This is a genomic window from Methylovorus sp. MP688 (assembly GCF_000183115.1).
In the GTDB taxonomy this organism is placed as follows: domain Bacteria; phylum Pseudomonadota; class Gammaproteobacteria; order Burkholderiales; family Methylophilaceae; genus Methylovorus; species Methylovorus glucosotrophus.
Map to the genome: position 1 here is coordinate 656,466 of NC_014733.1, position 25,066 is coordinate 681,531.

The 25,066-nt window shown below is 53.3% G+C and carries 16 protein-coding genes, 3 tRNA genes and 3 rRNA genes; 18 read left to right on the forward strand and 4 right to left on the reverse strand.

From position 1 onward, the window contains the following. The first annotated feature begins 79 nt into the window (after positions 1-79). From MPQ_RS03210 to rrf, 16 genes are all read left to right on the forward strand, one after another. Positions 80-1,348 carry a lipoprotein-releasing ABC transporter permease subunit gene (locus MPQ_RS03210; protein WP_013441464.1) on the forward strand — a complete coding sequence of 423 codons (1,269 nt, stop codon included), beginning with the start codon at positions 80-82 and terminating at the stop codon, positions 1,346-1,348. Next, entirely contained in the window at positions 1,341-2,045 is a 705-nt protein-coding gene (gene lolD, locus MPQ_RS03215) for a lipoprotein-releasing ABC transporter ATP-binding protein LolD (RefSeq protein WP_013441465.1), read from the forward strand. The genes MPQ_RS03210 and lolD overlap by 8 nt, the downstream gene beginning before the upstream one ends. Before the next feature lie 12 nt (positions 2,046-2,057). Then, positions 2,058-4,439, forward strand: a complete 2,382-nt coding sequence (locus MPQ_RS03220; protein WP_041361991.1) for a DNA internalization-related competence protein ComEC/Rec2 — start codon at positions 2,058-2,060, stop codon at positions 4,437-4,439. 193 nt (positions 4,440-4,632) lie between these two features. Next, a complete protein-coding gene (locus MPQ_RS03225; RefSeq protein ID WP_013441467.1) occupies positions 4,633-5,718 on the forward strand; it encodes a type I glyceraldehyde-3-phosphate dehydrogenase in 1,086 nt (361 codons plus the stop codon). Positions 5,719-5,884: 166 nt separating this feature from the next. Next, complete coding sequence (locus MPQ_RS03230) at positions 5,885-6,490, forward strand: MotA/TolQ/ExbB proton channel family protein (protein ID WP_013441468.1); 606 nt, start codon at positions 5,885-5,887, stop codon at positions 6,488-6,490. A 13-nt stretch (positions 6,491-6,503) separates the two neighbouring features. Continuing rightward, the gene (locus MPQ_RS03235; RefSeq protein WP_013441469.1) at positions 6,504-6,926 is read left to right on the forward strand and encodes a biopolymer transporter ExbD; all 423 of its coding nucleotides are present in this window, start codon (positions 6,504-6,506) and stop codon (positions 6,924-6,926) included. Positions 6,927-7,016: 90 nt separating this feature from the next. After that, on the forward strand, positions 7,017-8,771 hold the full coding sequence (msbA, locus tag MPQ_RS03240) for a lipid A export permease/ATP-binding protein MsbA (RefSeq protein ID WP_013441470.1): 1,755 nt from the start codon (positions 7,017-7,019) through the stop codon (positions 8,769-8,771). A gap of 30 nt (positions 8,772-8,801) precedes the next feature. Beyond that, complete coding sequence (gene lpxK, locus MPQ_RS03245) at positions 8,802-9,797, forward strand: tetraacyldisaccharide 4'-kinase (RefSeq protein ID WP_013441471.1); 996 nt, start codon at positions 8,802-8,804, stop codon at positions 9,795-9,797. Between the two features lies 1 nt (position 9,798). Then, on the forward strand, positions 9,799-9,978 hold the full coding sequence (locus MPQ_RS03250; RefSeq protein ID WP_013441472.1) for a Trm112 family protein: 180 nt from the start codon (positions 9,799-9,801) through the stop codon (positions 9,976-9,978). 2 nt (positions 9,979-9,980) lie between these two features. Beyond that, positions 9,981-10,745: a 3-deoxy-manno-octulosonate cytidylyltransferase gene (kdsB, locus tag MPQ_RS03255; protein ID WP_013441473.1), complete on the forward strand. Its 765-nt coding sequence runs from the start codon at positions 9,981-9,983 to the stop codon at positions 10,743-10,745. Between the two features lie 191 nt (positions 10,746-10,936). Then, positions 10,937-11,013, forward strand: a tRNA-Met gene (locus MPQ_RS03260). Positions 11,014-11,446: 433 nt separating this feature from the next. Beyond that, positions 11,447-12,991: ribosomal RNA gene (locus MPQ_RS03265) — 16S ribosomal RNA — on the forward strand. A 74-nt stretch (positions 12,992-13,065) separates the two neighbouring features. Beyond that, positions 13,066-13,142: transfer RNA gene (locus MPQ_RS03270), tRNA-Ile, on the forward strand. A gap of 14 nt (positions 13,143-13,156) precedes the next feature. Continuing rightward, positions 13,157-13,232, forward strand: a tRNA-Ala gene (locus MPQ_RS03275). A 298-nt stretch (positions 13,233-13,530) separates the two neighbouring features. Then, a 23S ribosomal RNA gene (locus tag MPQ_RS03280) occupies positions 13,531-16,411 on the forward strand. Between the two features lie 170 nt (positions 16,412-16,581). Then, a 5S ribosomal RNA gene (rrf, locus tag MPQ_RS03285) occupies positions 16,582-16,695 on the forward strand. Together the 16S, 23S and 5S rRNA genes with 3 tRNA genes alongside form the textbook arrangement of a ribosomal RNA operon. A 148-nt stretch (positions 16,696-16,843) precedes the next feature. On the opposite strand, the gene glgX is transcribed toward rrf, so the two are convergent. After that, positions 16,844-18,898: a glycogen debranching protein GlgX gene (glgX, locus tag MPQ_RS03290; RefSeq protein ID WP_041361993.1), complete on the reverse strand. Its 2,055-nt coding sequence runs from the start codon at positions 18,896-18,898 to the stop codon at positions 16,844-16,846. 376 nt (positions 18,899-19,274) lie between these two features. After that, entirely contained in the window at positions 19,275-20,096 is an 822-nt protein-coding gene (locus tag MPQ_RS03295) for a ParA family protein (protein WP_013441476.1), read from the reverse strand. A 142-nt stretch (positions 20,097-20,238) separates the two neighbouring features. Between MPQ_RS03295 and msrA the strand changes: the two genes are divergently transcribed. Further along, positions 20,239-20,781 carry a peptide-methionine (S)-S-oxide reductase MsrA gene (gene msrA / locus MPQ_RS03300; protein ID WP_013441477.1) on the forward strand — a complete coding sequence of 181 codons (543 nt, stop codon included), beginning with the start codon at positions 20,239-20,241 and terminating at the stop codon, positions 20,779-20,781. 25 nt (positions 20,782-20,806) lie between these two features. Here msrA and corA read toward each other — a convergent pair whose 3' ends face one another. Both corA and cysK read right to left on the reverse strand, forming a co-directional pair. Continuing rightward, complete coding sequence (gene corA, locus MPQ_RS03305; RefSeq protein ID WP_013441478.1) at positions 20,807-21,886, reverse strand: magnesium/cobalt transporter CorA; 1,080 nt, start codon at positions 21,884-21,886, stop codon at positions 20,807-20,809. Next, positions 21,886-22,818 carry a cysteine synthase A gene (gene cysK / locus MPQ_RS03310; protein WP_013441479.1) on the reverse strand — a complete coding sequence of 311 codons (933 nt, stop codon included), beginning with the start codon at positions 22,816-22,818 and terminating at the stop codon, positions 21,886-21,888. The genes corA and cysK overlap by 1 nt, the downstream gene beginning before the upstream one ends. 248 nt (positions 22,819-23,066) lie before the next feature. Between cysK and MPQ_RS03315 the strand changes: the two genes are divergently transcribed. Beyond that, positions 23,067-25,028: a FimV family protein gene (locus MPQ_RS03315; protein ID WP_013441481.1), complete on the forward strand. Its 1,962-nt coding sequence runs from the start codon at positions 23,067-23,069 to the stop codon at positions 25,026-25,028. Positions 25,029-25,066: the final 38 nt, after the last annotated feature.

Here is a 25,066-nt window from a genome sequence, read left to right on the forward strand (position 1 = left end):
AAGGCATGCTGTTTATGCTGATCACAGCCTTGCATAATTTTAGCAGAATGGCGCCTGTTCCCTGCTAGAATTCGGCGCTATGGCTATTAAATTCACTACATTGCCGTACGAGATTTTCGTCGGCCTGCGCTATACACGCGCCAAGCGTCGCAATCACTTCATCTCCTTCATTTCCATGACCAGCATGATAGGCATAGGCCTCGGTGTGGCTGCGCTGATTATCGTGCTGTCGGTCATGAATGGTTTTCAGGAGGAGTTGCGCTCGCGCATTCTGGGCGTAGCTTCGCATATGCAGATCAGCGGCGTCGATAACAAGCTGGCCGACTGGCCCATCCTCGCCAAAGAGGTGGAGCATGCGCCCCATGTGCAGGCCGTAGCGCCTTACATCATGGCGCAGGGCATGCTTTCCTACGGGCAATCGGTGCAGGGCGCCATTGTGCGTGGCGTGCTGCCGGTGGATGAAGATCGGGTGGCGGACCTGGGCCGCCATATGCGCGCAGGCAAGCTGACCGATCTTAAGGAAGGCGAATTCGGCATTGTGCTGGGAGCCGAGCTGGCGCAATCGTTAGGGGTGATACTGGGCGACAAGGTCGTGGTGCTGGCGCCGCAAGGTCAGTTCACGCCGACGGGTATCGTGCCGCGCATCAAGCAGTTTCGCGTGGTGGGTATTTTTCAGATTGGCATGTACGAATACGATGCCGGCCTGGCCTTGATCCACATGGCGGATGCCGCCAAGCTTTATCGCATGGGCAGCGATGTCTCCGGCGTCAGGCTCAAGCTGGATGACCTGTTTGCTGCGCCGCGTGTCACCACGGCACTGGTGGCGCAATTGCAAGGCAAGGGCAATTATTACATCAGCGACTGGACCGAGCAGCATGCCAATTTCTTCCGCGCCGTGCAGATGGAAAAGCGCGTCATGTTCATTATTCTTGCGCTGATTGTCGCGGTGGCCGCATTTAATATCGTCTCCACGCTGGTGATGGCCGTGACCGACAAGCGCGCCGACATTGCCATCATGCGTACCTTTGGCGCCAGCCCCTCCAGCATCATGCAGATATTCATTGTGCAGGGCGCGCTGATCGGCGTGATCGGCACGGTCTTTGGCGCGATTTTTGGTGTGGTGATTGCGCTCAATATCGAAACCATCGTGCCCTTCATCGAACGTACCCTGGGCATCCAGTTTTTGGCCAAGGACGTGTATTACATCAGCGAGCTGCCATCGCACCTGCTGTGGAGCGATGTCGCGGTGATTACCGTCATGTCTTTTATATTAAGTCTGCTGGCCACGCTTTACCCAAGCTGGCGCGCAGCGCGCATCAATCCGGCGGAGGCTTTGCGTTATGAGTAATGAAGTGATTGCATGTAGCGCCTTGCGCAAAACCTATGCCGGGCTGGATGTCGCCGTGCTGAACGGCATTGATCTGCATGTGACACAGGGCGAGCAGGTGGCGATTGTGGGCACCTCCGGTTCTGGCAAAAGTACGCTGCTGCATCTGCTCGGCGGGCTGGATGCCGCCAGCGCAGGCGAAGTGCGGGTGATGGGGGAAAAACTGGCAGACCTCAGCGAGGCGCGCCGCGGTGAGCTGCGTAACCATGCCCTGGGCTTTGTGTACCAGTTTCACCATCTGCTGCCCGAATTCACCGCGCTGGAAAACGTCGCCATGCCCTTGTTTATCCGCCGCATGCCGCGGGCAGAAGCGCTGGCGGCTGCAGCTGAAACGCTTACCCAGGTCGGGCTGGCGCATCGTCTGGAACATATGCCTGGCGAGCTTTCCGGCGGCGAGCGGCAACGCGCTGCGGTAGCGCGGGCGCTGGTGACTAATCCGCGTTGCATATTGGCGGATGAGCCGACGGGCAATCTGGACAGGCACACGGCCAATGCGGTGTTTGATCTGTTGCTGGAGCTGAATGCGCGGCAAGGCGTTAGCCTGGTGGTGGTTACGCATGATCTGGAGCTTGCCGCCAAGATGCAGCGCCAATACCGCTTGCAGGATGGTCAGCTGATCAGCACCGGTGCTGATCATTCTTCGTCTGTTTCCGTTTGACCCTGCCCTGACGTGATTACCCTGGCGCTCGCGTTTACTGCCGGCGCCTGGGTACTGCAACAACTCCCTTCTCTCCCTGCACTTTGGCCGGTCGGCCTTTTACTTATATTACTGACAGGTCTTTGCTGGTATTTGCCTGCGCATATGCGGCGGGTGTTTCTATGTCTGCTTGCCGTTGTATGCGGTTTTGCCTGGGCCGCATGGCTAGCGCAAGCGCGCTTGGCCGATGCCTTGTCTCCGGAATGGGAGGGTCGTGATATTGCGGTGGTGGGGGTGGTGGCTGGCTTGCCCGAGCAGCGCGAACGTGGCGTGAGTTTTGCATTTGATGTTGAGCAGGTATTGACGCCAACCGCCAGAGTGCCAAATCGCATCTCGCTGAATCTTTATCGACACAATGCCTTTGGCTCACGAGATTCCGGTACAGGAGAGAGCGCATCTCCAGCGGAGAAGCAGGCCGCCATACCGCAAATACACGCCGGTGAGCGCTGGCAATTGACTGTCCGGCTCAAGCGTCCGCATGGCAGTGTGAATCCGCATGGCTTTGATTTTGAACGCTGGGCACTGGAAAACGATCTGCAGGCATTCGGCTATATCCGCACCCGCAGCGAATATCGGCGCGTGGACGATATGGTGTGGCGCCCGGCCTATGTGGTGGAGCGGGTGCGTGAGCACCTGAATGCACGCATCGCCCAGGTCTTGCCCGGAAGGCCCGCCATGCCATTATTGCAGGCGCTGGTGACGGGTGATGATAGCGGCATCACCACTGCAGATTGGGATGTGTTCTTGCGCAGTGGTGTGAACCATTTGATCAGTATTTCCGGTTTGCATATCACTATGCTGGCCAGTCTGGCGTATTGGGCCGTGTATGCGGGCTGGCGCCGCAGCTACCGGCTGAATCTGCTGCTGCCAGCACGCAAGGCCGGTGTCATCCTGGGCTGGTTGGTGGCATTGCTTTACTCGCTGGTGGCCGGGTTTTCGGTACCCACCCAGCGCACCTTGTACATGTTGACGGTGTTTGCCATTGCCTTGTGGCTGGGGCGGCGATTCGGCATTGCAAGGGTACTGGCGTGTGCCTTGCTGGTCGTCGTGCTGATCGACCCCTGGGCGGTGATGGCACCGGGTTTCTGGTTATCCTTCGGTGCAGTGGCGGTGATGGCTTTTGCCGGAGCATATCGTATCGGCATGCTGGCCAAATGGCGTCAGGCGGTGCATGCCCAGTGGGCAGTGACGCTCGGCTTGTTACCCCTTTTGCTCTTGCTGTTTCAGCAAGTATCGCTGGTGTCGCCGCTGGCAAATGCCATCGCCATTCCAGTGGTCAGTCTGGGCGTGGTGCCCCTGGCCCTGGCCGGTACCTTGTTGCCTATTGATAGTCTGCTTTGGCTGGCGCATGCCTTGATGCAGTTTGTTACCCAGGCCATGCATTGGCTCGCCGTATCGCGATGGGCAGTATGGCAGCAGCAGGCGCCCCCTGCGTGGTCGCTATTGCCCGCCATGGCGGGTATTTTCTGGATGCTGTTGCCAAGAGGATTTCCCTTGCGCTGGCTGGGGTGGATGGGCCTGCTGCCCATGCTGCTGATCCGCCAGGAGCCGCTGCCGGACGGTGCTATGCGCGTGGTGATGCTGGATGTGGGGCAAGGCATGGCAGTGGTGGTTCATACCGCCCGGCATACCTTGCTTTACGATACCGGCCCGCGTTACTCCGCGGAAAGCGATGCTGGGCGGCGCGTTATCCTGCCGTATTTGCGCGGAGAGGGCATCGTCCGGCTGGATGGGCTGATCGTGAGCCACAATGACAATGATCATAGCGGCGGATTGCAGGCTGTGGCGGATGTGTTGTCCCCGCAGTGGATGCTGAGCTCATTGCCTGCCGAGGCTGTTCCGCTACAAGTCAAACAGCACAGAACCTGCCAGGCAGGCCAGCGCTGGCAATGGGATGGTGTGGTGTTTGAAATGCTGTATCCGGATGTGACCAGCATGGAACAGGTAGATCTCCAGGATAACAACCGCAGTTGCGTGGTGAAGGTAAGCAGTCGCTACGGCAGCATATTGCTGGCTGGCGATATTGAAAAAAGCGCAGAGGCTCGCCTGCTGGAGGCGGCGGGTGGCCGTGTGGCCGCGGATGCCTTGCTGGTGCCGCATCACGGCAGCCGCACCTCGTCTACGCCTGCATTTGTGGCGGCCGTGCGTCCCGCGATTGCCCTGTATGCCGTTGGCTATCGCAATCGATTTGGTCACCCCAAGGCCGAGGTAATGGCGCGCTACCATGGGCTGGGCGCGCAGGATTATCGGTCAGATCGCGATGGCGCCATCCTGCTCGACTTTTTGTCGGTCGAGGGAATCGCCGTGCATAGCTGGCGACAGCAATCCATGCGCTATTGGTATGCGCGTGATTAAGCGCGCCTGTATACAGTCCTTGTCTCATAAGTAATACCTATCGCTTTTTTCTCCACAAACATGCGGATTCATCGTAAAGTTTGGCTCGGTGCTGCCGAAGTATCTATAAGACAGGGTACGCATGCATGGGGATACGCAGTAATGCATGGTGGCAACGAAAAAATAAACAAAAATCGAGACGGAGTAGCTTGATATGACACCCTTGCGCGTTGGCATTGCAGGACTGGGCCGCATAGGCCGCGGTATTTTACGAGCGAACCACGCTGCATTGGCCGAGGGGCGTTTCGATATCAAGGTCGTATGTGATGTGATGCCCATCGATCAGGTGGCTTATCTGCTCGCGCACGACACCACCTATGGCAAACCGCCATTTACCCTGGATTTTCAAGGCAACGATCTGATTCTTGGCGACAAGCGCATTCGTTACGAGCGCGTTGATCGCCGCCGCCGCCCCACCGAAGACAGCTTTGCCGCACTGCGTGAGTTTGATCTCGATGTCTTTATCGACGCGACCGGCACGGCATCGATTGCCGATTTGCGTGCCGTTATCGAGCGCAAGGTGGCGCGGAAAGTGGTGTGTACGGCCAATATCGCCGGCTGTGATATGAGCATGGTCTACGGTGTCAACCACGAGCAGTATGATCCCCTGCAGCATGACATCATTGCCTCCAATACCTGTACAGGCAATGCGCTGGCGCCTGTGGCCTATGTGCTGCAAAAGCATATAGGCATTGAGTATGCCAGGGTCATTACCATACACCCGGCGCTGTCCGATCAGCGCGCGCTGGACGGGTATCACCCCACTTCGCATCTGGGCCGTGCCTGCGCGGCCTCCATTCTGCCAACCAGCACTAATGTCGCTGCTTCTACCGTATTGGCCTTGCCGGAGCTAGAAGGCAAGCTGGACTCCCTGTCATATCGCGTGCCGACTGAAATCGTGTCTATTATCGATATAACCGCGACGCTGACCCGCGACACCTCGCGCGATGAATGTATTGAGTTGTTTGAAAAATATGCCAGGGGCGATCTTAATGGCATTGTTCAATGTGATTACGGCGCTTGGGGGCATCAGCGTGCCAGCATTGATTATCTCGGCACGGAGTTTTCCGCCATCCTGCAAATGCGGCATCTCACCGTGAGCCATGGGCGACAATTGGGCCTGACGCTGATGCATGACAATGAGGTGGCTTACTGTTGTCGCGTGCTGGATGTGCTGGGGGTAATAGATCGTGTAAAGGCGGCCAGCAAACTCAAACTGGTGGAGCCCTTGCGCGCCTGAGGAAGTTTTTGCATAGACATCATGCCTTTATCTGAAAGCCGGACACCTTGTCCGGCTTTGTCATTCCTGCGTTTGGCGAAGCGCTTGCCAGTTGTAAGTTTGCTTGCTGAAAACCGGCTCGCACGCTAAAGTATTGCCACTTTTGATCATCCTTTGGAGCCTCACTGTGTGGGAAATTATTCTAGCGGCCGGCTGGCCGATTTGGCCGCTGATTATCGCTTCTATCATTGCTGTTGCGATTATTGTTGAGCGTTTGTGGGCATTGCGTGCCGAATTGATTGCACCTAGCAACCTGTTGCCGGAAGTGCAGCGTTGGCTGGGCCAGGGCGGTGTTAACAAGGAAACCTTGATCAAGTTGCAACAACATTCCCTGCTGGGGCAGATTTTCGCCAGTGCCCTGGCCAATGTCGATTCTTCTCGCGAAGTCATGAAAGAAGCGATTGAAGAGTCCGGCCGTGCCGTGGCGCACAAGCTGGAAAAATACCTCACCACACTGGGTACTATCGCCACTGTCAGCCCGCTGCTGGGTCTGCTGGGTACGGTGATCGGGATGGTCGAACTCTTCGGTGCCTTTACTGCGACTGGCCATGATGTGGCTCAGTTTGCCCGTGGTATTTCCGTCGCGCTGTATAACACGGCAGGCGGTATTGTCGTGGCCGTACCCGCGATGATTTTCTACCGCTATTTCCGCGGCAAGGTAGATGGCCTGATTGTGGAAATGGAACAGCAAGCCGTCAAGCTGGTGGAACTCATCCACGGCGAACGTAAATAAGCGAGCAAACACCATGAATTTTCAACGCGGAAAAAAGCACGAAGATCTGGAAATGAATCTGGTGCCGTTGATCGACGTGTTGCTGGTCATTATTATCTTTCTGGTCGTCAGCACGACGTTCTCGCGCGTGAGTGAGTTGCAGATCAACCTGCCTACCGCAGAGGCAACGCCGCCAGAGCAAAAGCCGCTGATCGTGAATGTAGGTGTTGATGCCAGCGGGCATTATGTGGTGAATGACAAGCCGGTGAGCGATACCAGCGTGGCTGGTCTTGGCGTCGCATTACGGCAGGCCGTCGGTAACGGCAAGGAACCAACCATTGTGATCAATGCTGATGCCAACAGCACGCACCAGTCTGTGGTGAATGTCATGGAAGCTGCGCGGCAGGAAAACTATACCCATATCAACTTTGCGACACAGGTAAAGTCTGGCTCCTGATTCTGACGCACGTTTACCTGTTCGGGTAACTCCACTATCCTGGTTTGCCCGCCATTTGGCGGGCAAACCTTTTAACAGTCCCTGAGATTTATGTCCAAAAAATCCTCCCGCCGAGCCCCGGTTGCTTCCGAGCATAACGCCAGAACCCTTTATATGCGATTGCTCGGCTATACCCGTAAATTCTGGGTAGCCATGACACTTACCATTCTGGGGCTGGTCGTGCTGTCAGCGACGAATACCGGTTTTCTGGCAACCATCAAGATGGTGGTGAATGAAGGTTTCGTCCAGCGCGAGAGCAGCAAGCTGGCATTGCTGCCCTTGATGCTGTTCGGGCTGCTGGCCTTGCGCGCGTTTGCCGGGTTTGTCTCTGCATTTGGCATGCGCTGGGTCTCGCGCCGCGTGGTAGAAAGCTTGCGCCTGGATGCATTTCGCCGATTGATGGCATTCCCGGTCAGTTACTTTGATGCGAATTCAGCCGGGATGGTGACCTCCAAGCTGACCTACGATACCGAGCAGATTGCCAAGGCATCGACCAATGTGGCGGTGGCGGCGGTGCGGGATACCCTGACCATTATCGGCATGGTGGGCTACATGCTCTACCTTGACTGGAAGCTGACGATGATTTTCGTCATCGTGGTGCCATTGATGGTGTTTTACCTGAAGATCATGACGCCCAAGCTGCGACAGGCAAGCCGTGTGGTGCAGGAGTCCATGGGCGATTTGACGCAGGTGATTGAAGAGGCTGTGTCCGGTCAGCGTGTGGTCAAGATTTTTGGCGGTGCCGATTACGAGTTTCAGCGTTTTGCCAAAGTGGCCGGGCGCAACCGTTATACCTTGATCAAGATGGCGCGCCTGTCCAGCCTTAACAGTATGGTGATTGAGGTGCTGGCGGGCTTGGCGCTGGGGCTGGTGGTTTACTACGCCATTGGCAATTTTACCGCAGGCGAGTTTGCTGCCTTTATTGGCGCCTTGTTGATGCTGATCGCGCCTATTAAAAGCCTTACCGGCATGAATGAGGATATCCAGACCGGACTTGCGGCCGCGGAAAGTGTGTTTGCCTTGATTGATTCGCCGGTAGAGGTAGATACAGGCACGCGTGAAATTGGACGCGCGCGCGGCTTGATCGAGTTTCGTCATCTGGAATTGCATTACGAGAATGCCAAGCGCGCCGCCTTGAGTGATCTCAACTTCACGGTAAACCCCGGTGAAAAACTGGCCCTGGTGGGTCGTTCTGGTGGCGGCAAAACGTCCTTGGTGAATTTGCTGCCGCGCTTTTATGAGTATCAGCAGGGCGAGTTGCTGCTGGATGGTCTGGATACCCGGCAGATGAGTTTGCATAATCTGCGGGCACAATTCTCACTGGTGAGCCAGGATGTGATCCTGTTCAACGACACCGTGTTCAATAATATTGCTTACGGTGTGTTGCGTAATGCGTCGGAGGCGGATGTCATCGCCGCAGCCAAGGCGGCGCATGCATGGGAGTTCATCCAGCAATTGCCCGAGGGCCTGCAAAGTGAGATTGGCGACCGCGGTGTTCGCCTGTCTGGCGGTCAGCGCCAGCGCCTTGCGATTGCCCGTGCGATTTTGAAGGATGCTCCGATTTTGCTGCTGGATGAAGCGACTTCCGCGCTCGATACCGAATCCGAACAGCATGTGCAGGCAGCCCTGGACGAACTGATGCGCAATCGGACCACCATTGTGATTGCCCACCGTCTGTCCACTATTGAAAATGCAGACCGCATTCTGGTGATGGATCATGGCCGGATTGTCGAGAGCGGTAATCATCAATCCTTGCTGGCGCAGGATGGCTATTATGCCAAGCTGTATCAAAAGCAGTTTCACTAAGTTGTACTGTGTAAGCGAGGCCTGAGCCCGATGAAGGCGAAATTGGCTACCTTTATCCAGCAACAATGGACACGTACCGGCGTCTGGCATCTGCTGCTGATTCCTTTATCCTGGCTTTTTGCCGCTTTAAGCAGTCTCCGGCGCCTAGCCTATCAATATAGCCTTCTCCCTTCATTTCGCCTGCCCGTGCCCGTGATTGTGGTCGGCAACATCAGTGTGGGCGGGACAGGAAAAACGCCCCTCGTCATCTGGCTGGTCAAGCAATTGCAAGCAGCGGGTTTTCATCCTTTGATCGTAAGCCGCGGCTATGCCGCCTACGCCGATGTTGTCGATATCAGGCAGGTCCAGCCTGGCAGTGATCCGGCGATTGTGGGAGATGAGCCTCTGTTAATGGCGCAACGCACGCAGGTCCCTGTCTGGATTGGACGCGAGCGTGCCAAAGTGGCGCAGGCTGCGCTGGCGAATTCTCCGGAGTGCAATGTGATCGTCAGTGATGATGGCCTGCAGCATTATGCATTGCAGCGCGATATTGAAATTGCGGTGGTGGATGCAGCCCGCCTGTTTGGCAATCGTCGATTATTGCCGGCCGGCCCCTTGCGCGAGCCGGTGGCGCGCTTGTCCGAGGTGGATGCCGTGGTAATGAACGGTGCCAATGGCGATGAGGATGGCTTTTATATGCAACTGGTCAGTCATGAACTGTATAACCTCAAATCACCTGCATCCACATGTGCGCTAAAGGTATTTGAAGGTCAGGCTGTTCACGCTGTGGCTGGTATCGGCAATCCCCAGCGTTTTTTTGCTCAATTGAAAAGCGCCGGGCTTGAAGTGATTGAGCACCCGTTTCCCGATCATCATGCCTTTGAGGCTTCGCAGCTGGCATTTTGTGATGATGTTCCCGTCATCATGACTGAGAAAGATGCCGTGAAGTGTGCCGCCTTTGCGCAACCCAACTGGTGGGTGATGCCTGTTGAAGCCGAGCTTTCGCCTGCATTTCTGCCACATGTTCTCAGTAAATTAGGAGTTTGATATGGATGCAAAATTACTCGACATCCTGGTGTGCCCCGTATGCAAGGGCCCGCTGGTATTTAAAAAAGAAGCACAAGAGCTCGCTTGCAAGCCTTGTCGTCTGGCCTATCCCATACGTGATGGCATTCCCGTCATGCTGGAAGATGAAGCACGGCGCCTGGCGGACACGGAAGAAGTCTGAATATGAAATTCAATGTCGTCATCCCCGCCCGGTATGCCAGCTCCCGTCTGCCCGCAAAGCCATTGCTCGACATCGCCGGCAAGCCGATGGTGATCTGGGCTGTTGAGCGCGCCCTGCAGAGTGGCGCTGAGCAGGTGATTGTGGCGACGGATCATGCCGATATCCTGCAAGCGGTGCAGTCTTATGGATATCAGGCCATCATGACGCGAGAGGATCATCCCTCCGGAACGGATCGTATTGCGGAGGTGGCGGCATATTTTGGATGGAGTGATGACACGATAGTCGTCAACGTGCAGGGCGATGAGCCGCTGATCGATCCGCTATTGATTAAAGAAGTCGCGACCAACCTGCGCGATCATCCAGAAGCGGCCATGGCAACTGCATGTCATGCCATTCATGATCGTGAGCAGATATTCAATCCCAACGTAGTCAAAGTAGTGACCGATAAGGATGGGCACGCGCTTTATTTCAGCCGCGCTCCTATTCCTTATGCTCGCGATGCTTTCCAGAGCGAGTCTTCACCGGAGGAGATAGTGGCATACCGACATATAGGTATCTATGCATATAAGGTGAGTTTCCTTAATGCATATAGTCTTCTTGAAGCCTGTTCCTTGGAGAAAACTGAAATGCTAGAGCAGCTAAGGGCGCTTTGGCATGGCTATAAGATCAGTGTTGCCGAGACTGCGCATGCCCCCGCTGCCGGGGTAGATACCCCGGCAGATCTGGTCAGAGTCCGGATGATGTTGAAAGACGCGGCGGCTGGCTAAAAAATCCCTAAAACCGCGTATTGGGCAAAGAGCAATTGATCTCCTTGATTATTAAGGAAATGGCATCTGGCGCCGCTTCAGGGGATGCGGGAGTTTAGTGGAAAACCTCAAAAGAGCGTTGACAGTGTCGTTTCTGCTTTGCTATAGTCTCACCTCTCGACGCAACGTACATAGCGAAGCGACGAAGCGGACGCGGGGTGGAGCAGTCTGGCAGCTCGTCGGGCTCATAACCCGAAGGTCACAGGTTCAAATCCTGTCCCCGCAACCAAATAAACGAGTCTGAATTTAGTTGTTGACGAAACGTTTAAGCGCTGTATAATGCGCACCTCTCAACGGAACAGCTCGTCGGGCTCATAACCCGAAGGTCACAGGTTCAAATCCTGTCCCCGCAACCAAATAAACGAGTCTGAATTTAGTTGTTGACGAAACGTTTAAGCGCTGTATAATGCGCACCTCTCAACGGAAACGTTGATGAGTGAAAGCGAAATAAGAAGTACCTGCTCTTTAACAAACTGAACAATCGATAGGTGTGAGTGCTTGTGGTTTTGTGAAGTCGGCCCGGTAATGCCGGGTGACACTCAAGATACATAAGTGCTTAACACCTTGAATGAAACTTTGTAGAAATACCTAGATTCATTTGAGAATTAAGCCAAGCGACATACCGACCCCTTTATTGGGGTCACAAGTAATAGTTGGGAATTAAACTGAAGAGTTTGATCCTGGCTCAGATTGAACGCTGGCGGCATGCTTTACACATGCAAGTCGAACGGTAACAGAGAGAAGCTTGCTTCTCTGCTGACGAGTGGCGAACGGGTGAGTAATATATCGGAACGTACCGTATTGTGGGGGATAACTAGTCGAAAGATTAGCTAATACCGCATACGCCCTGAGGGGGAAAGTAGGGGATCTTCGGACCTTACGCAGAACGAGCGGCCGATATCTGATTAGCTAGTTGGTGGGGTAAAGGCCCACCAAGGCGACGATCAGTAGCTGGTCTGAGAGGACGACCAGCCACACTGGAACTGAGACACGGTCCAGACTCCTACGGGAGGCAGCAGTGGGGAATTTTGGACAATGGGCGCAAGCCTGATCCAGCCATGCCGCGTGAGTGAAGAAGGCCTTCGGGTTGTAAAGCTCTTTCGCAAGGAAAGAAAACTTACTCGCTAATACCGGGTGAGGATGACGGTACCTTGATAAGAAGCACCGGCTAACTACGTGCCAGCAGCCGCGGTAATACGTAGGGTGCGAGCGTTAATCGGAATTACTGGGCGTAAAGCGAGCGCAGGCGGTTTTGTAAGTCAGATGTGAAAGCCCCGGGCTCAACCTGGGAACTGCGTTTGAAACTGCAAGGCTAGAGTATGGGAGAGGGGGGTAGAATTCCACGTGTAGCAGTGAAATGCGTAGAGATGTGGAGGAATACCAATGGCGAAGGCAGCCCCCTGGCCTAATACTGACGCTCATGCTCGAAAGCGTGGGGAGCAAACAGGATTAGATACCCTGGTAGTCCACGCCCTAAACGATGTCTACTAGTTGTTGGTGGAGTAAAATCCATTAGTAACGCAGCTAACGCGTGAAGTAGACCGCCTGGGGAGTACGGTCGCAAGATTAAAACTCAAAGGAATTGACGGGGGCCCGCACAAGCGGTGGATTATGTGGATTAATTCGATGCAACGCGAAAAACCTTACCTGGCCTTGACATGCTACTAACGAAGCAGAGATGCATTAGGTGCCCGAAAGGGAAAGTAGACACAGGTGCTGCATGGCTGTCGTCAGCTCGTGTCGTGAGATGTTGGGTTAAGTCCCGCAACGAGCGCAACCCTTGCCAATAATTGCCATCATTTAGTTGGGCACTTTATTGGGACTGCCGGTGACAAACCGGAGGAAGGTGGGGATGACGTCAAGTCCTCATGGCCCTTATGGCCAGGGCTTCACACGTAATACAATGGTCGGTACAGAGGGTTGCCAACCCGCGAGGGGGAGCCAATCCCAGAAAGCCGATCGTAGTCCGGATTGCAGTCTGCAACTCGACTGCATGAAGTCGGAATCGCTAGTAATCGCGGATCAGCATGTCGCGGTGAATACGTTCCCGGGCCTTGTACACACCGCCCGTCACACCATGGGAGTGGGTTCTACCAGAAGTAGTTAGTCTAACCGCAAGGGGGACGATTACCACGGTAGGATTCATGACTGGGGTGAAGTCGTAACAAGGTAGCCGTATCGGAAGGTGCGGCTGGATCACCTCCTTTCTAGAGAAAATCCGAAGCTGCAAGCATTCACACTTATCGGTTGTTCAAGAGCACATCAAGGAATGGCCTTAGAAGGGTCTGTAGCTCAGCTGGTTAGAGCACCGTCTTGATAAGGCGGGGGTCGTTGGTTCGAGCCCAACCAGACCCACCAGATTCACCCGAGTAGGGGGATTAGCTCAGCTGGGAGAGCACCTGCTTTGCAAGCAGGGGGTCGTCGGTTCGATCCCGTCATCCTCCACCACTACCTTGATGAAGAAGTTAGAAATAAGTGCAGGTTGCTGTATTTATTTCTGGCTTTTAAAGCCGGATTGATCTTTAACAAAATGGAAGAAGTAAAGAGAACACAAGAACTTTGTGATGAGGTTCTGAGTGTTCAAATGGGTAATTGATTGCAGAAATCAAAACATTTGAGCTCGTTTAGTTCGAAAGAAATAAGCGGATTCAAATAAGTTGCTTTAGAAGCAAGCCTATAGCGGACCGACTACTACTCGTTGGTCGCGAGATTTGAGTTTAAAAGGGCTCAGGTTTTAACGTTATAGGGTCAAGCGAATAAGTGCATGTGGTGGATGCCTTGGCGATTACAGGCGATGAAGGACGTGGTAGCCTGCGAAAAGTCTCGGGGAGCTGGCAAATAAGCTTTGATCCGGGAATGTCCGAATGGGGAAACCCACCCGCAAGGGTATCGCTCTCTGAATATATAGGAGAAGCGAAGCGAACCGAGTGAACTGAAACATCTAAGTAGCTCGAGGAAAAGAAATCAACCGAGATTCCGGAAGTAGTGGCGAGCGAACCCGGAAAAGCCTGTTATTTTTAGCAGACGCGATAGTAGAACGGAATGGAAAGTCCGGCCATAGCGGGTGATAGCCCCGTATACGAAATCCCGTTTGTGGAACTAGGATAACGACAAGTAGGGCGGGACACGTGAAATCCTGTCTGAACATGGGGGGACCATCCTCCAAGGCTAAATACTCGTAATCGACCGATAGTGAACCAGTACCGTGAGGGAAAGGCGAAAAGAACCCCGGGAGGGGAGTGAAATAGAACCTGAAACCGCATGCATACAAACAGTGGGAGCCTCGTAAGGGGTGACTGCGTACCTTTTGTATAATGGGTCAGCGACTTACATTCAGTAGCAAGCTTAACCGATAGGGGAGGCGTAGCGAAAGCGAGTCCGAATAGGGCGATAGTTGCTGGGTGTAGACCCGAAACCAAGTGATCTATCCATGGCCAGGATGAAGGTGCCGTAACAGGTACTGGAGGTCCGAACCCACTAATGTTGAAAAATTAGGGGATGAGCTGTGGATAGGGGTGAAAGGCTAAACAAACTTGGAAATAGCTGGTTCTCTCCGAAAACTATTTAGGTAGTGCCTCGTGTCTCACTCTTGGGGGTAGAGCACTGTTATGGCTAGGGGGCTCATAAGAGCTTACCAAACCATTGCAAACTCCGAATACCGAGAAGTGCAATCACGGGAGACAGACCATGGGTGCTAACGTCCGTGGTCAAGAGGGAAACAACCCAGACCGCCAGCTAAGGTCCCTAATGACGTGCTAAGTGGAAAACGAAGTGGGAAGGCACAGACAGCCAGGAGGTTGGCTTAGAAGCAGCCATCCTTTAAAGAAAGCGTAATAGCTCACTGGTCGAGTCGTCCCGCGCGGAAGATGTAACGGGGCTAAGCACGTAACCGAAGCTGCGGATGCATATTTATATGCATGGTAGGAGAGCGTTCTGTAGGCCTGCGAAGGTGTTCTGTGAGGAATGCTGGAGGTATCAGAAGTGCGAATGCTGACATGAGTAGCGATAAAGGGAGTGAAAAGCTCCCTCGCCGAAAGCCCAAGGTTTCCTGCGCAACGTTCATCGGCGCAGGGTGAGTCGGCCCCTAAGGTGAGGCAGAGATGCGTAGCTGATGGGAAACAGGTTAATATTCCTGTACCTCAATGTAATGCGATGTGGGGACGGAGAAGGTTAGGTCAGCCATCTGTTGGAATAGGTGGTTTAAGCGTGTAGGGAGATCCTTTAGGCAAATCCGGAGGGTCAATTCTGAGGCGTGACGACGAGTGCACTTGTGCACGAAGTGATTGATACCAAGCTTCCAAGAAAAGCCACTAAGCTTCAGTTATATTGAGACCGTACCGCAAACCGACACAGGTGGGCAGGATGAGAATTCTAAGGCGCTTGAGAGAACCCGGGAGAAGGAACTCGGCAAATTAGCACCGTAACTTCGGGAGAAGGTGCGCCCCGGTAGGTTGTAGAGATTTACTCTCGAAGGCCGATGGGGTTGCAGTGAAAAGGTGGCTGCGACTGTTTAATAAAAACACAGCACTGTGCAAACACGAAAGTGGACGTATACGGTGTGACGCCTGCCCGGTGCCGGAAGGTTAAATGATGGGGTGCAAGCTCTTGATTGAAGCCCCGGTAAACGGCGGCCGTAACTATAACGGTCCTAAGGTAGCGAAATTCCTTGTCGGGTAAGTTCCGACCCGCACGAATGCCGTAACGATGGCCACACTGTCTCCTCTCGGGACTCAGCGAAGTTGAAATGTTTGTGAAGATGCAATCTACCCGCGGCTAGACGGAAAGACCCCATGAACCTTTACTGTAGCTTTACATTGGACTTTGACAAGATTTGTGTAGGATAGGTGGGAGACTTTGAAGCAGGGACGCCAGTTCTTGTGGAGTCAACCTTGAAATACCACCCTGATGTTGTTGAGGTTCTAACCTAGGTCCATTATCTGGATCGGGGACCGTGTATGGTGGGCAGTTTGACTGGGGCGGTCTCCTCCCAAAGAGTAACGGAGGAGTGCGAAGGTAACCTAGGTACGGTCGGAAATCGTACTGATAGTGCAATGGCATAAGGTTGCTTGACTGCGAGACGGACAGGTCGAGCAGGTGCGAAAGCAGGTCATAGTGATCCGGTGGTTCTGTATGGAAGGGCCATCGCTCAACGGATAAAAGGTACTCTGGGGATAACAGGCTGATTCCTCCCAAGAGTTCATATCGACGGGGGAGTTTGGCACCTCGATGTCGGCTCATCACATCCTGGGGCTGTAGCCGGTCCCAAGGGTATGGCTGTTCGCCATTTAAAGTGGTACGTGAGCTGGGTTTAAAACGTCGTGAGACAGTTTGGTCCCTATCTGCCGTGGGCGTTGGAAGTTTGAGGGGGGCTGCTCCTAGTACGAGAGGACCGGAGTGGACGGATCTCTGGTGGACCGGTTGTCATGCCAATGGCATAGCCGGGTAGCTAAATCCGGAAAAGATAAACGCTGAAAGCATCTAAGCGTGAAACTTGCCTCAAGATGAGACTTCCCTGTGCTTTAGGCACACTAAAGAGTCGTTCGAGACCAGGACGTTGATAGGACGGATGTGGAAGTGCAGTAATGCATTAAGCTGACCGTTACTAATTGCTCGTGAGGCTTGATCCTATAACCTTGAAACTTGAGTTCAAGGTTGCTCTAAAGCGCAATCAATACGCATACTTTACTTCTTCTGTTTTTTAAAGACGCTTGTCTGCAAGGACAAGGTCAGCGTGTTCGAACGAACATGCAAAGCTTAACAGGGCTTGAATGCATCATCTCAAGCACTACCGGTTATGCTTGGCGGCCATAGCGAATTGGAACCACCCCTTCCCATCTCGAACAGGGCCGTGAAACGATTCTGCGCCAATGATAGTATACTTCTCGTATGCGAAAGTAGGTCACCGCCAAGCTTCTCATTAAAAAAGCCTCTGCTGATGCAGAGGCTTTTTGCTTTTGTGGTACTTGAAATCCATATTGCTAGAGCACTCCTCAGGACAGCGACCATGCTGTCCTGAGCTCTAAATGTACTCTGCTCATCATGCAAACCAAGCTGTGTATTTAGCTTGATGCAGTTTTGTACACATGAATCGAGCGTGCTGGTATTACTAAACTATCCTTTTGTTTTACCTCTTTGCCTTCACCCGATGAGCTCACCAGGAATTGCCATTGCTTGATTTCGCATTCCGGGATTGTGGCTTCTATTTCAATGTGCGACGCATTGAATATCACCAGTATGCTAGCCTGGTGCTTGTCGACAGCCATGAGTTTCACGATAAGCGATTTATTGAAAGGGTCTTCCCATTGCTCGTTGGTCATTAGCTGACCATTGACGTTGTACCACGCTACATCGGCATTCCCGTGTTTGTTCACGCCGGTTAAAAACTCTGCTCTGGATATCGCATTATTTTCACGGCGTATCTGGGCGAGTAATCCGACAAGTTCGATCAAGGTTTTGTCAGGGTTTTGCCAGTCTATCCATCCAATTTCACTATCCTGACAGTAGGTATTGTTATTACCGCCCTGGCTGTTGTGTAGTTCATCCCCCGCTAACAGCATGGGGACGCCTTGCGAAAGAAATAATGTGATAAGGAAATTTTTCTTTTGCTGCAGACGCAACGCATTAATCTCGGCATCTTCAGTTTCACCTTCTACACCACAATTCCAGCTTCTATTGTCATTAGCACCGTCGTTATTATCTTCGCCATTCGCCTCGTTGTGTTTTTCGTTATAGGAAACAAGATCGTGCAGTGTGAATCCATCATGGGCGGTCACGAAATTCACACTGGACCACGGACGACGATGCTGGGCGTCGAACAAATCACTGGATGCAGCAAATCGGCCTGCGAATTTGGCTAAACAACCTTCATCACCTTTCCAGAAATCACGAGTCACATCACGATAGTCGCCATTCCATTCCGAGAATCCAGGTGGAAACTCACCTAGTTGATAGCCACCCGGGCCGACATCCCATGGTTCTGCGATGAGCTTGCAGCGGGACAATATGGGGTCTTGCAATATGGTATGGAAAAAAGGGTGGCGGGCAGTAAAACCAGTGTCCTCGCGGCCCAGGGTTAAGGCCAGGTCAAATCGGAACCCATCAACGCCATACACTGTCGTCCACATCCGCAGACTATCCATGACCATCTGCAGTACTTTCGGGTGGGATGTATTCAAGGCATTCCCGCACCCGGTCAGGTTGTCGTAATAGCGCGGTTCACCAGGCAGGGATCGGTAATAACTTAGATTGTCTATGCCTTTCCAGGATAAGGTAGGTCCCAGATGATTGCCTTCACATGTATGGTTGTAAACAACATCCAGAATCAACTCAATGCCTGCTTCATGCAAACGATCCACAGTCGTGGCTATTTCTTCGAGATCCCCGCTATGCAGGTAATTGGTCTCTGGGGCAAAGAAGGCCAGCGTGTTGTATCCCCAATAATTTCTAAGATTACGCTCAATCAGATGCCTGTCCTGAGCAAAGGCATGTATCGGCAACAACTCCAATGAAGTAATGCCGATGCGATGCATATGGTCAATCAAGGCAGGGTCCGAAAGGGCTGCAAAGCTTCCACGAATATCATCCGGTATCAGGGGATGCTTCATGGTCAGCCCTTTGACATGGGCCTCGTAAATGATGGTTTTGGGCCATTTGACTTGTGGTTTGTTTGATTTGGTCAGAGGCGCAGGATCCACCACAATCGCTTTGGGCATAAAGGCCGCGCTGTCGCGATCATCCATGCGGAGGTCCGCATCTTTGGATGGACTGAGCTGGTAGCCATACAGGGCATCATCCCACTGGATATCCCCGGAAAGCTTTCTCGCATAAGGATCGAGCAATAATTTGTTGCTATTGAAACGCTGCCCTTGAACAGGATCCCAAGGGCCATGAACCCGGTAACCATACAACTGGCCTGGCTGGATGTCTGGAATATAAACATACCAAACTCCGTTGGTGCATTCCGTGAGGTCTATTCGTTCAACTTCTTTGCCATCTGCGGAAAACAGGCACAAGGTCACACCTGTGGCATTATCAGAAAATAATGCAAAGTTAGTACCTTTGCCATCGTATGTTGCGCCCCGGGGGAAAGGGGATCCTTCTTTTATTGTGCGCATACTTTCCTCAAAACAGTAGGTGGATGACGAATGTTCAGTTTGGAACGTACTATCCAGATAAAGTTTATTCAGGGATTGCCGTATTAGGATTATCGACAAGCAATATAGCAACGCGATGAAGTATGGGCAGAAGCTCCGCCGTGCTTTGTCATGGGGATGCTATTGCTGAGGTATAACAAGGGGGCGGGGCAATGGAAAGCAGGGTTGCAGCGAAATACGTATACCAGATACGAAGTAGAAATGGTGTGGTGGTAGACAATTTGCAGATATTCGGCCGAGACGAGACGGAGGCCCGCCTAAAACTGCAAAAAATGTACACGCACTGTGAAATTCTGGATTGTCGGGTGTTATCCGGTGGCAAAGCGCCGACTTCCAATTACGAAGATATACTGGACCTCTTGGTTAAATCCACATGAACAGCAGGATCAAGCTCTTCGCTCAGCTCAATCTTGCTGAGCTCCTGCAGTAGTGCCATATAGTCATGGGCGCCCTTAGCCTGCGGGCTGTAGCGGAAGATATCCTCTTTGGCCTGGGGACTTTCTGCGACCGCCACATTTTCCGAAATAACTGTCTGGCATAGCTCGTGAGCGAAATATTGCCGCGCGAGCTTTTCAACTTCGAACGTCATGCTTCTCCGTCTATCGTAACAAGTCAGCAAATAACGCCGAGGCACTCGACGTTTAAGCACATTCTCCAGCGCCTTCAATGTCTTCTCGACTTTCTGGGCCCCTTGCAGAGATAAAAAATCGGAAGCAATCGGCACGATAATCAAGTCTGCTGCAAATACCGCATTCAAGGAAAGTACGCCCAGATAAGGGCAGCAATCCAGTAATATGCAGTCAAGATTGATCTTTTTTTCCAGCGCATCCAGTCCTGATCGCAGGCGATTAAGGATAGTGGGACCCTTGCCAAAAATACTATCTACCTTCACCAATTCCCGATGTCCCGGAATCAACAAGCCAGCGTCATTCCATGGCGTAGTGAGCTCATCAAGCGGTGTATTGTTCTGGTAAAAGCCAAATAAACTGCGCTGCGAACTGGGAAGGCCGTCGCTCAGGATTTCCGTGAGATGGCATTGGGGGTCCATGTCGATCAATAACGGCGATTGTTTCTGACTGAGCATGGCGGCTGCAAGGTTAAGTACGGAGGTTGTTTTTCCTACGCCTCCTTTTTGATTGAATACCGCAATTCGACGCATGTAATTCCTTTTAAGGCATACAAAAGCTGAATCTGAAACCCGATCTTCGTGTAAAACAGAACTATCATACGATCAAGCCCACTAATTCGGTAGTAATTGATAGCGGCGATTTTTTCGTTTGCGATAACTGACAGGATGCACCATGGTAAAAGAGTTGGATGTAGCAGTATTGGCGGGCGGTTGTTTCTGGTGCCTTGAGCCTGTGTTTTCACAGCTGGATGGCGTTGAGAAAGTCGTCTCCGGATACACGGGCGGGCATACATTGCAGCCGGACTACAAACAGGTGTGCCGCGGGGATACTGGGCATGCGGAAGCCATCCGTATCAGCTTCGATCCTGCGCGGATCAGCTTTTACGAATTGCTGGAAATCTTCTTTTTATCGCATGATCCGACGACGCCAAATCGGCAGGGAAATGATATTGGCACCCAGTACCGTTCGGCGATTTTCTGCCAGAATGCAGCACAGCGATCTACCGCTGAACAAATGATTGCCGAGCTCAATCAGCTGCATGTGTTTGCCTCGCCTATCGTCACCGAAGTTAATGATGCCGCCGTGTTTTATGCCGCGGAGGATTACCATCAGCAATACTATGAGCAACATCAGGAACAACCCTATTGCATGCTGGTTGCAGCCCCCAAGGTCGCTAAGATTCGCGCCAAATTCCCTGAAAAGATTCGCAACTGATAAAGCCTGGGCAGAGCTGCCAGGCCTAGTGCCGGCTCAGCCATTGGCGGCGCCAGAATAAAAGCCCCATGGAGGAAGCGACAAAGGCCATGACGCACAGCGTCCACCAGAAACCATTGGGGTTTTTAAGCCACGGCATGCTGTCAAAGTTCATGCCGAATATCCCGGTGATCAAGGTAGCCGGCATGAAGAGCATGGTGACGACCGTCAGCGCCCGCACTTCCATGTTGACCCGGTTGCTGATGCTCGACATGTAAATATCCAGCATGCTGCCTAACTGATCCCGTATCGCTTCCAGCGATTCGATCAGGTGGATGGTGTGGTCATACACATCGCGCAGAAAGACGACATTCTCCACGGCAAAAAACTTGTCGTCATTACGTACCAGCTGGTTGACGGCTTCACGCAATGGCCAGATGCTGCGGCGCAATTCCATGCTCTGGCCCTTGAGCTTGTGCAACTGGAGCAAATGCTGATTGTTGGGCGTGTGCAGCAATTGCTCCTCCAGCTCCTCGCATTCATCACCCAGTTTTTCCAGGGTGCTGAAATACTGGTCCACGGCGGCATCCAGCAATGCATAAGCAAGATAATCCGTCCCCGCCTCGCGGATGTGAACGCGGCCATTGCGCAGCCGCTCGCGCACTGGCTCGAAGCAACCGGTAGGGCGCTCCTGAAAGGTCAGTACATAGTCGCGCCCGAGGATGATGCTGATTTGTTCGGTTTGCAGCTGGTCAGATACCGAGTCGTAGGCTACATGGTGCAAGACGATATAGAGGTAATCGCCATAGCTTTCCACTTTGGGGCGCTGATTGGTATTGAGGATATCCTCCATGACCAGCGGGTGTAGTCCGAAACATTTACCCAATTCAGCGATCAGGCTGGTTTCGTGCAAACCATAGACATTCAGCCATAACTTGCAGGAGGGCGGCCGCTGGTAATGCGCGAGCTCAGCCTGGGTGAGCTGCTTTTCATGCAGGCTCTCCGCTCCATATTCCAGAATATGAATGGCGGGTTGCTGGGTTTTGATGTCCCCGATATAGACCAGGGTGCCGGGGGCTGCCCCGGCTTTTTTCAGGCGCGATTTGCGATGCTTTTTACTCGCCATTACACATCCAGGTGGCTATAAAGCGGCGTCGACAAATAGCGTTCGCCAAAGGATGGAATAATCACCACTATCAGTTTGTCCTTGTTTTCCTGGCGGGCGGCCAATTGCAACGCGGCCGATACGGCTGCGCCGGAGGATATGCCGACCAGCAAGCCTTCCTCCGTTGCCATGCGGCGGGCGATGTCCATGGCATCATCATTCTTTACACGGACGATTTCATCATAAATCGCCGTATTCAGAATCTCGGGAATAAAGCCTGCACCTATGCCCTGAATCGGATGCGGACCGCGAGCGCCTCCGGATAATACCGGGCTTGCATCGGGTTCTACAGCAACCACCTGTATGGCAGGGTTGCGGGCCTTCAACACCTCGCCAACACCCGTAATGGTGCCACCGGTGCCAACGCCAGACACAAAAATATCGACCTTGCCATCGGTATCGCGCCAGATTTCCTCAGCGGTTGTGCTGCGGTGTATGGCCGGGTTGGCGGGGTTGGAAAATTGCTGGGCGATCACATACCGGGAATCAGCCGCCGCCAGTTCTTCTGCCTTGCGTATGGCGCCAGGCATGCCTTCGCTACCCGGGGTCAGGATCAATTCTGCCCCATACGCCTTGAGCAGCAGTTTGCGCTCGCGGCTCATGGTTTCCGGCATGACAAATGCACAGCGCAAGCCGCGCGCTGCACACACCATGGCGAGGCCTATGCCCGTATTGCCACTGGTTGGTTCAAGCACGATGCTGTCTGCCTTGAGTTTGCCAGCGGCCTGCAAGGCATCAATCATGGCTACGGCAATGCGGTCTTTCACGCTATGGGCTGGATTCATGTATTCCAGTTTGCAGACGATGGTAGCGGGCAGATTGGCACTGATACGATTCAAGCGTACCAGCGGGGTATTCCCCACCAGCTCAGCGGTATTGTTGGCAATGTTCATTCTGATAGCTCTCCAAAAATAAGCGATGCACGAAGGCAAAATATAATGCCGCTATTTTATCCGCCCTCATGCTTTAGCAGGCGCATAAATTGCATCTCCCTAGCAGATTTTCCCGGCGCGTCAAATCCGTATTGCCATTTACAGTCACTCTGGAAAGGGTTACTGTACGAACATTGGGGAAGTACTTATAAAAACAGATGCAACATGATGAAATTGCTACCATTATTAAAAAATTCAATGATGCCAATATGCCTCCTATAAATTCCCTTGCACGCAGGTCCTGCTTCAAAGCGCTTTCGCTGATACTTCTGCTGGTATTGGTGCCTGTGCTTGCCTTTGGTGCAGGCCTGGGGCGTATTAATGTCAAATCGACGCTGGGGGAACCACTTAACGCAGACATCGAGTTGCTGGAAATGCCAGCCAAGGAAGCCGCCACGCTTGTCGCGCGTATCGGCAATAATGATGAATATCTGACAGCCGGACTGCAGGACGCCATCGTGCCACCGGGAGTCCGGGTCACCAGTGTGGCGCGGCCAGATGGCACACATGTTCTGCACGTCACCACACCAAGAGCCGTCAATGAGCCTTTTCTTGAGCTGCTTATCAAGGTGGACTCGGATAATTTGCATATGGTTCGGCAATACACGGTATTGCTCGATCCTCCCACCAGCAAAATTGGCGATGAACCTGTCGTCGTTAATACAATCCCCGAGTTGCAAAGTCAGGGGCTGGTCGCAGAAGTACCGCCTCCATTCCCGGTAAAATCCAAATCCCGCAAATCACGCTCTGGCGGCAATGTTGCCCATGCGTTTTACACGTCCAAAGCCGCTATCCCGTTATCCGCCGATACCTATCTGACACAGCCGGGCGATATTTTTGGCAAGGTTGCCCAACAATACCAACCGGCGGGAGTACCACTCAAAAAGGTGATGGCCGCTTTGTATGCCGCCAACCCCGAAGCCTTTCTCGATGGCGATATCAATCAGCTCAAGTCTGGTCAGGTGCTCAAGATTCCCAGTCCTGAAGCGCTGGGCGGAGAGCTTCCAAACAAGGCGAGGCCTGCGGTCGTTGAGGTTCCTCCTCCTGCAGCACCCAAGTCGGCAGATGCTCCAGCCAACCCGGAGTTTGTTTTAAAGATATCGCCCGGAGATACCTCGGATGCTGCCGACAAGGATGGCCAGACCGGGGAGCCCACTGCCGATGCAAACGCGGAAGCGAAAGGTCGGGGCACGCAGGCCACTCCTACGCCCGAGCTTGTTGCGCCAGCGCCTGCTGTCGCCCAGGCTGCACCCCCCGCACCCTCACTGGCAACGGTTGCCAACCAGGGGCAGCCGGGTTTCTGGGATACGGTGCTCGACCGCCTGGTATGGATAGGCCTGGGCTTGCTGCTGGGATTGGTCTCACTAGGCATGGTGTATTACCTGCACATGCGTCGATTGACCGCCATGCAGAACTGGCACGAAAGCATGGTACAAACGACCGCTCCTCGCCCCCATCCGAATGATGTTGAGCCTAAAGTGGTGAGCGCGCCCCCGCCGGTAATGCCTGTTGAACCAGCCGTAGCGGCCATTATGGCACCTGCCATTGCGGCGGCAGTGGCAGAGGATAAGCAGGAGGCATCTTCATCGACTGCGCCGTCGCAGCCCGGCTCGGAGCAGGAGGCTGATTTTGACATCCATGAGGTGGATCCCATGGTCGAGGCGGAGATTTACATCTCCTATGGTCGTGACGAGCAGGCCGAAAACATTCTGCTGAATGCACTGGAAAAAACACCGGATCGCCATGAGTTGACGCTTTGCCTGTTGAAAATTTATGCGGAACGTCAGGACGCGATTGCCTTCGATAATCTTGCATTGCGCTTGCAACAAGCTGCGGAGAATGGGGAGCCGGGAACGCTGGAACAGTGGCACAGTGCGGCTGTGATGGGGCATCGCCTGTCGCCGCATAACCCGCTTTATATTGTTGAAGGACTGACGGATCAGACGCCCGCTCCAGAACCAGAAGAAGACACTCTGATGTTGCCGGAGCTGGAGCCTATTGTGGAGGAGCCTCCGGTTCTTCCCGAGTTTGAACCATTAAAGCCCTTGGCGGAAACCAATATTCTGGAATTCACGTTTGAAAAAATCCCGGCAGAGGGTGCCCAGAAAAAACCAGAAGAAGTTGAAGAGCATGACACCCATGCCACTTTGTTTCCCTCTGAGAAAAAATAGCACCAGGTAGGGAATAAAAAAGCCGACGATGACGTCGG

What these genes read in the sequence shown, in the direction of transcription:
- MPQ_RS03225 (WP_013441467.1), top strand. Translation starts at nt 4,633, where the DNA reads ATGACACCCTTGCGCGTTGGCATTGCAGGACTGGGCCGCATAGGCCGC.
- MPQ_RS03235 (WP_013441469.1), top strand. Translation starts at nt 6,504, where the DNA reads ATGAATTTTCAACGCGGAAAAAAGCACGAAGATCTGGAAATGAATCTG.
- kdsB (WP_013441473.1), top strand. Translation starts at nt 9,981, where the DNA reads ATGAAATTCAATGTCGTCATCCCCGCCCGGTATGCCAGCTCCCGTCTG.
- corA (WP_013441478.1), bottom strand. Translation starts at nt 21,886, where the DNA reads ATGGCGAGTAAAAAGCATCGCAAATCGCGCCTGAAAAAAGCCGGGGCA.
- lolD (WP_013441465.1), top strand. Translation starts at nt 1,341, where the DNA reads ATGAGTAATGAAGTGATTGCATGTAGCGCCTTGCGCAAAACCTATGCC.
- MPQ_RS03210 (WP_013441464.1), top strand. Translation starts at nt 80, where the DNA reads ATGGCTATTAAATTCACTACATTGCCGTACGAGATTTTCGTCGGCCTG.
- MPQ_RS03295 (WP_013441476.1), bottom strand. Translation starts at nt 20,096, where the DNA reads ATGCGTCGAATTGCGGTATTCAATCAAAAAGGAGGCGTAGGAAAAACA.
- MPQ_RS03315 (WP_013441481.1), top strand. Translation starts at nt 23,067, where the DNA reads ATGCCTCCTATAAATTCCCTTGCACGCAGGTCCTGCTTCAAAGCGCTT.
- glgX (WP_041361993.1), bottom strand. Translation starts at nt 18,898, where the DNA reads ATGCGCACAATAAAAGAAGGATCCCCTTTCCCCCGGGGCGCAACATAC.
- cysK (WP_013441479.1), bottom strand. Translation starts at nt 22,818, where the DNA reads ATGAACATTGCCAACAATACCGCTGAGCTGGTGGGGAATACCCCGCTG.
- lpxK (WP_013441471.1), top strand. Translation starts at nt 8,802, where the DNA reads ATGAAGGCGAAATTGGCTACCTTTATCCAGCAACAATGGACACGTACC.
- msbA (WP_013441470.1), top strand. Translation starts at nt 7,017, where the DNA reads ATGTCCAAAAAATCCTCCCGCCGAGCCCCGGTTGCTTCCGAGCATAAC.
- MPQ_RS03250 (WP_013441472.1), top strand. Translation starts at nt 9,799, where the DNA reads ATGGATGCAAAATTACTCGACATCCTGGTGTGCCCCGTATGCAAGGGC.
- msrA (WP_013441477.1), top strand. Translation starts at nt 20,239, where the DNA reads ATGGTAAAAGAGTTGGATGTAGCAGTATTGGCGGGCGGTTGTTTCTGG.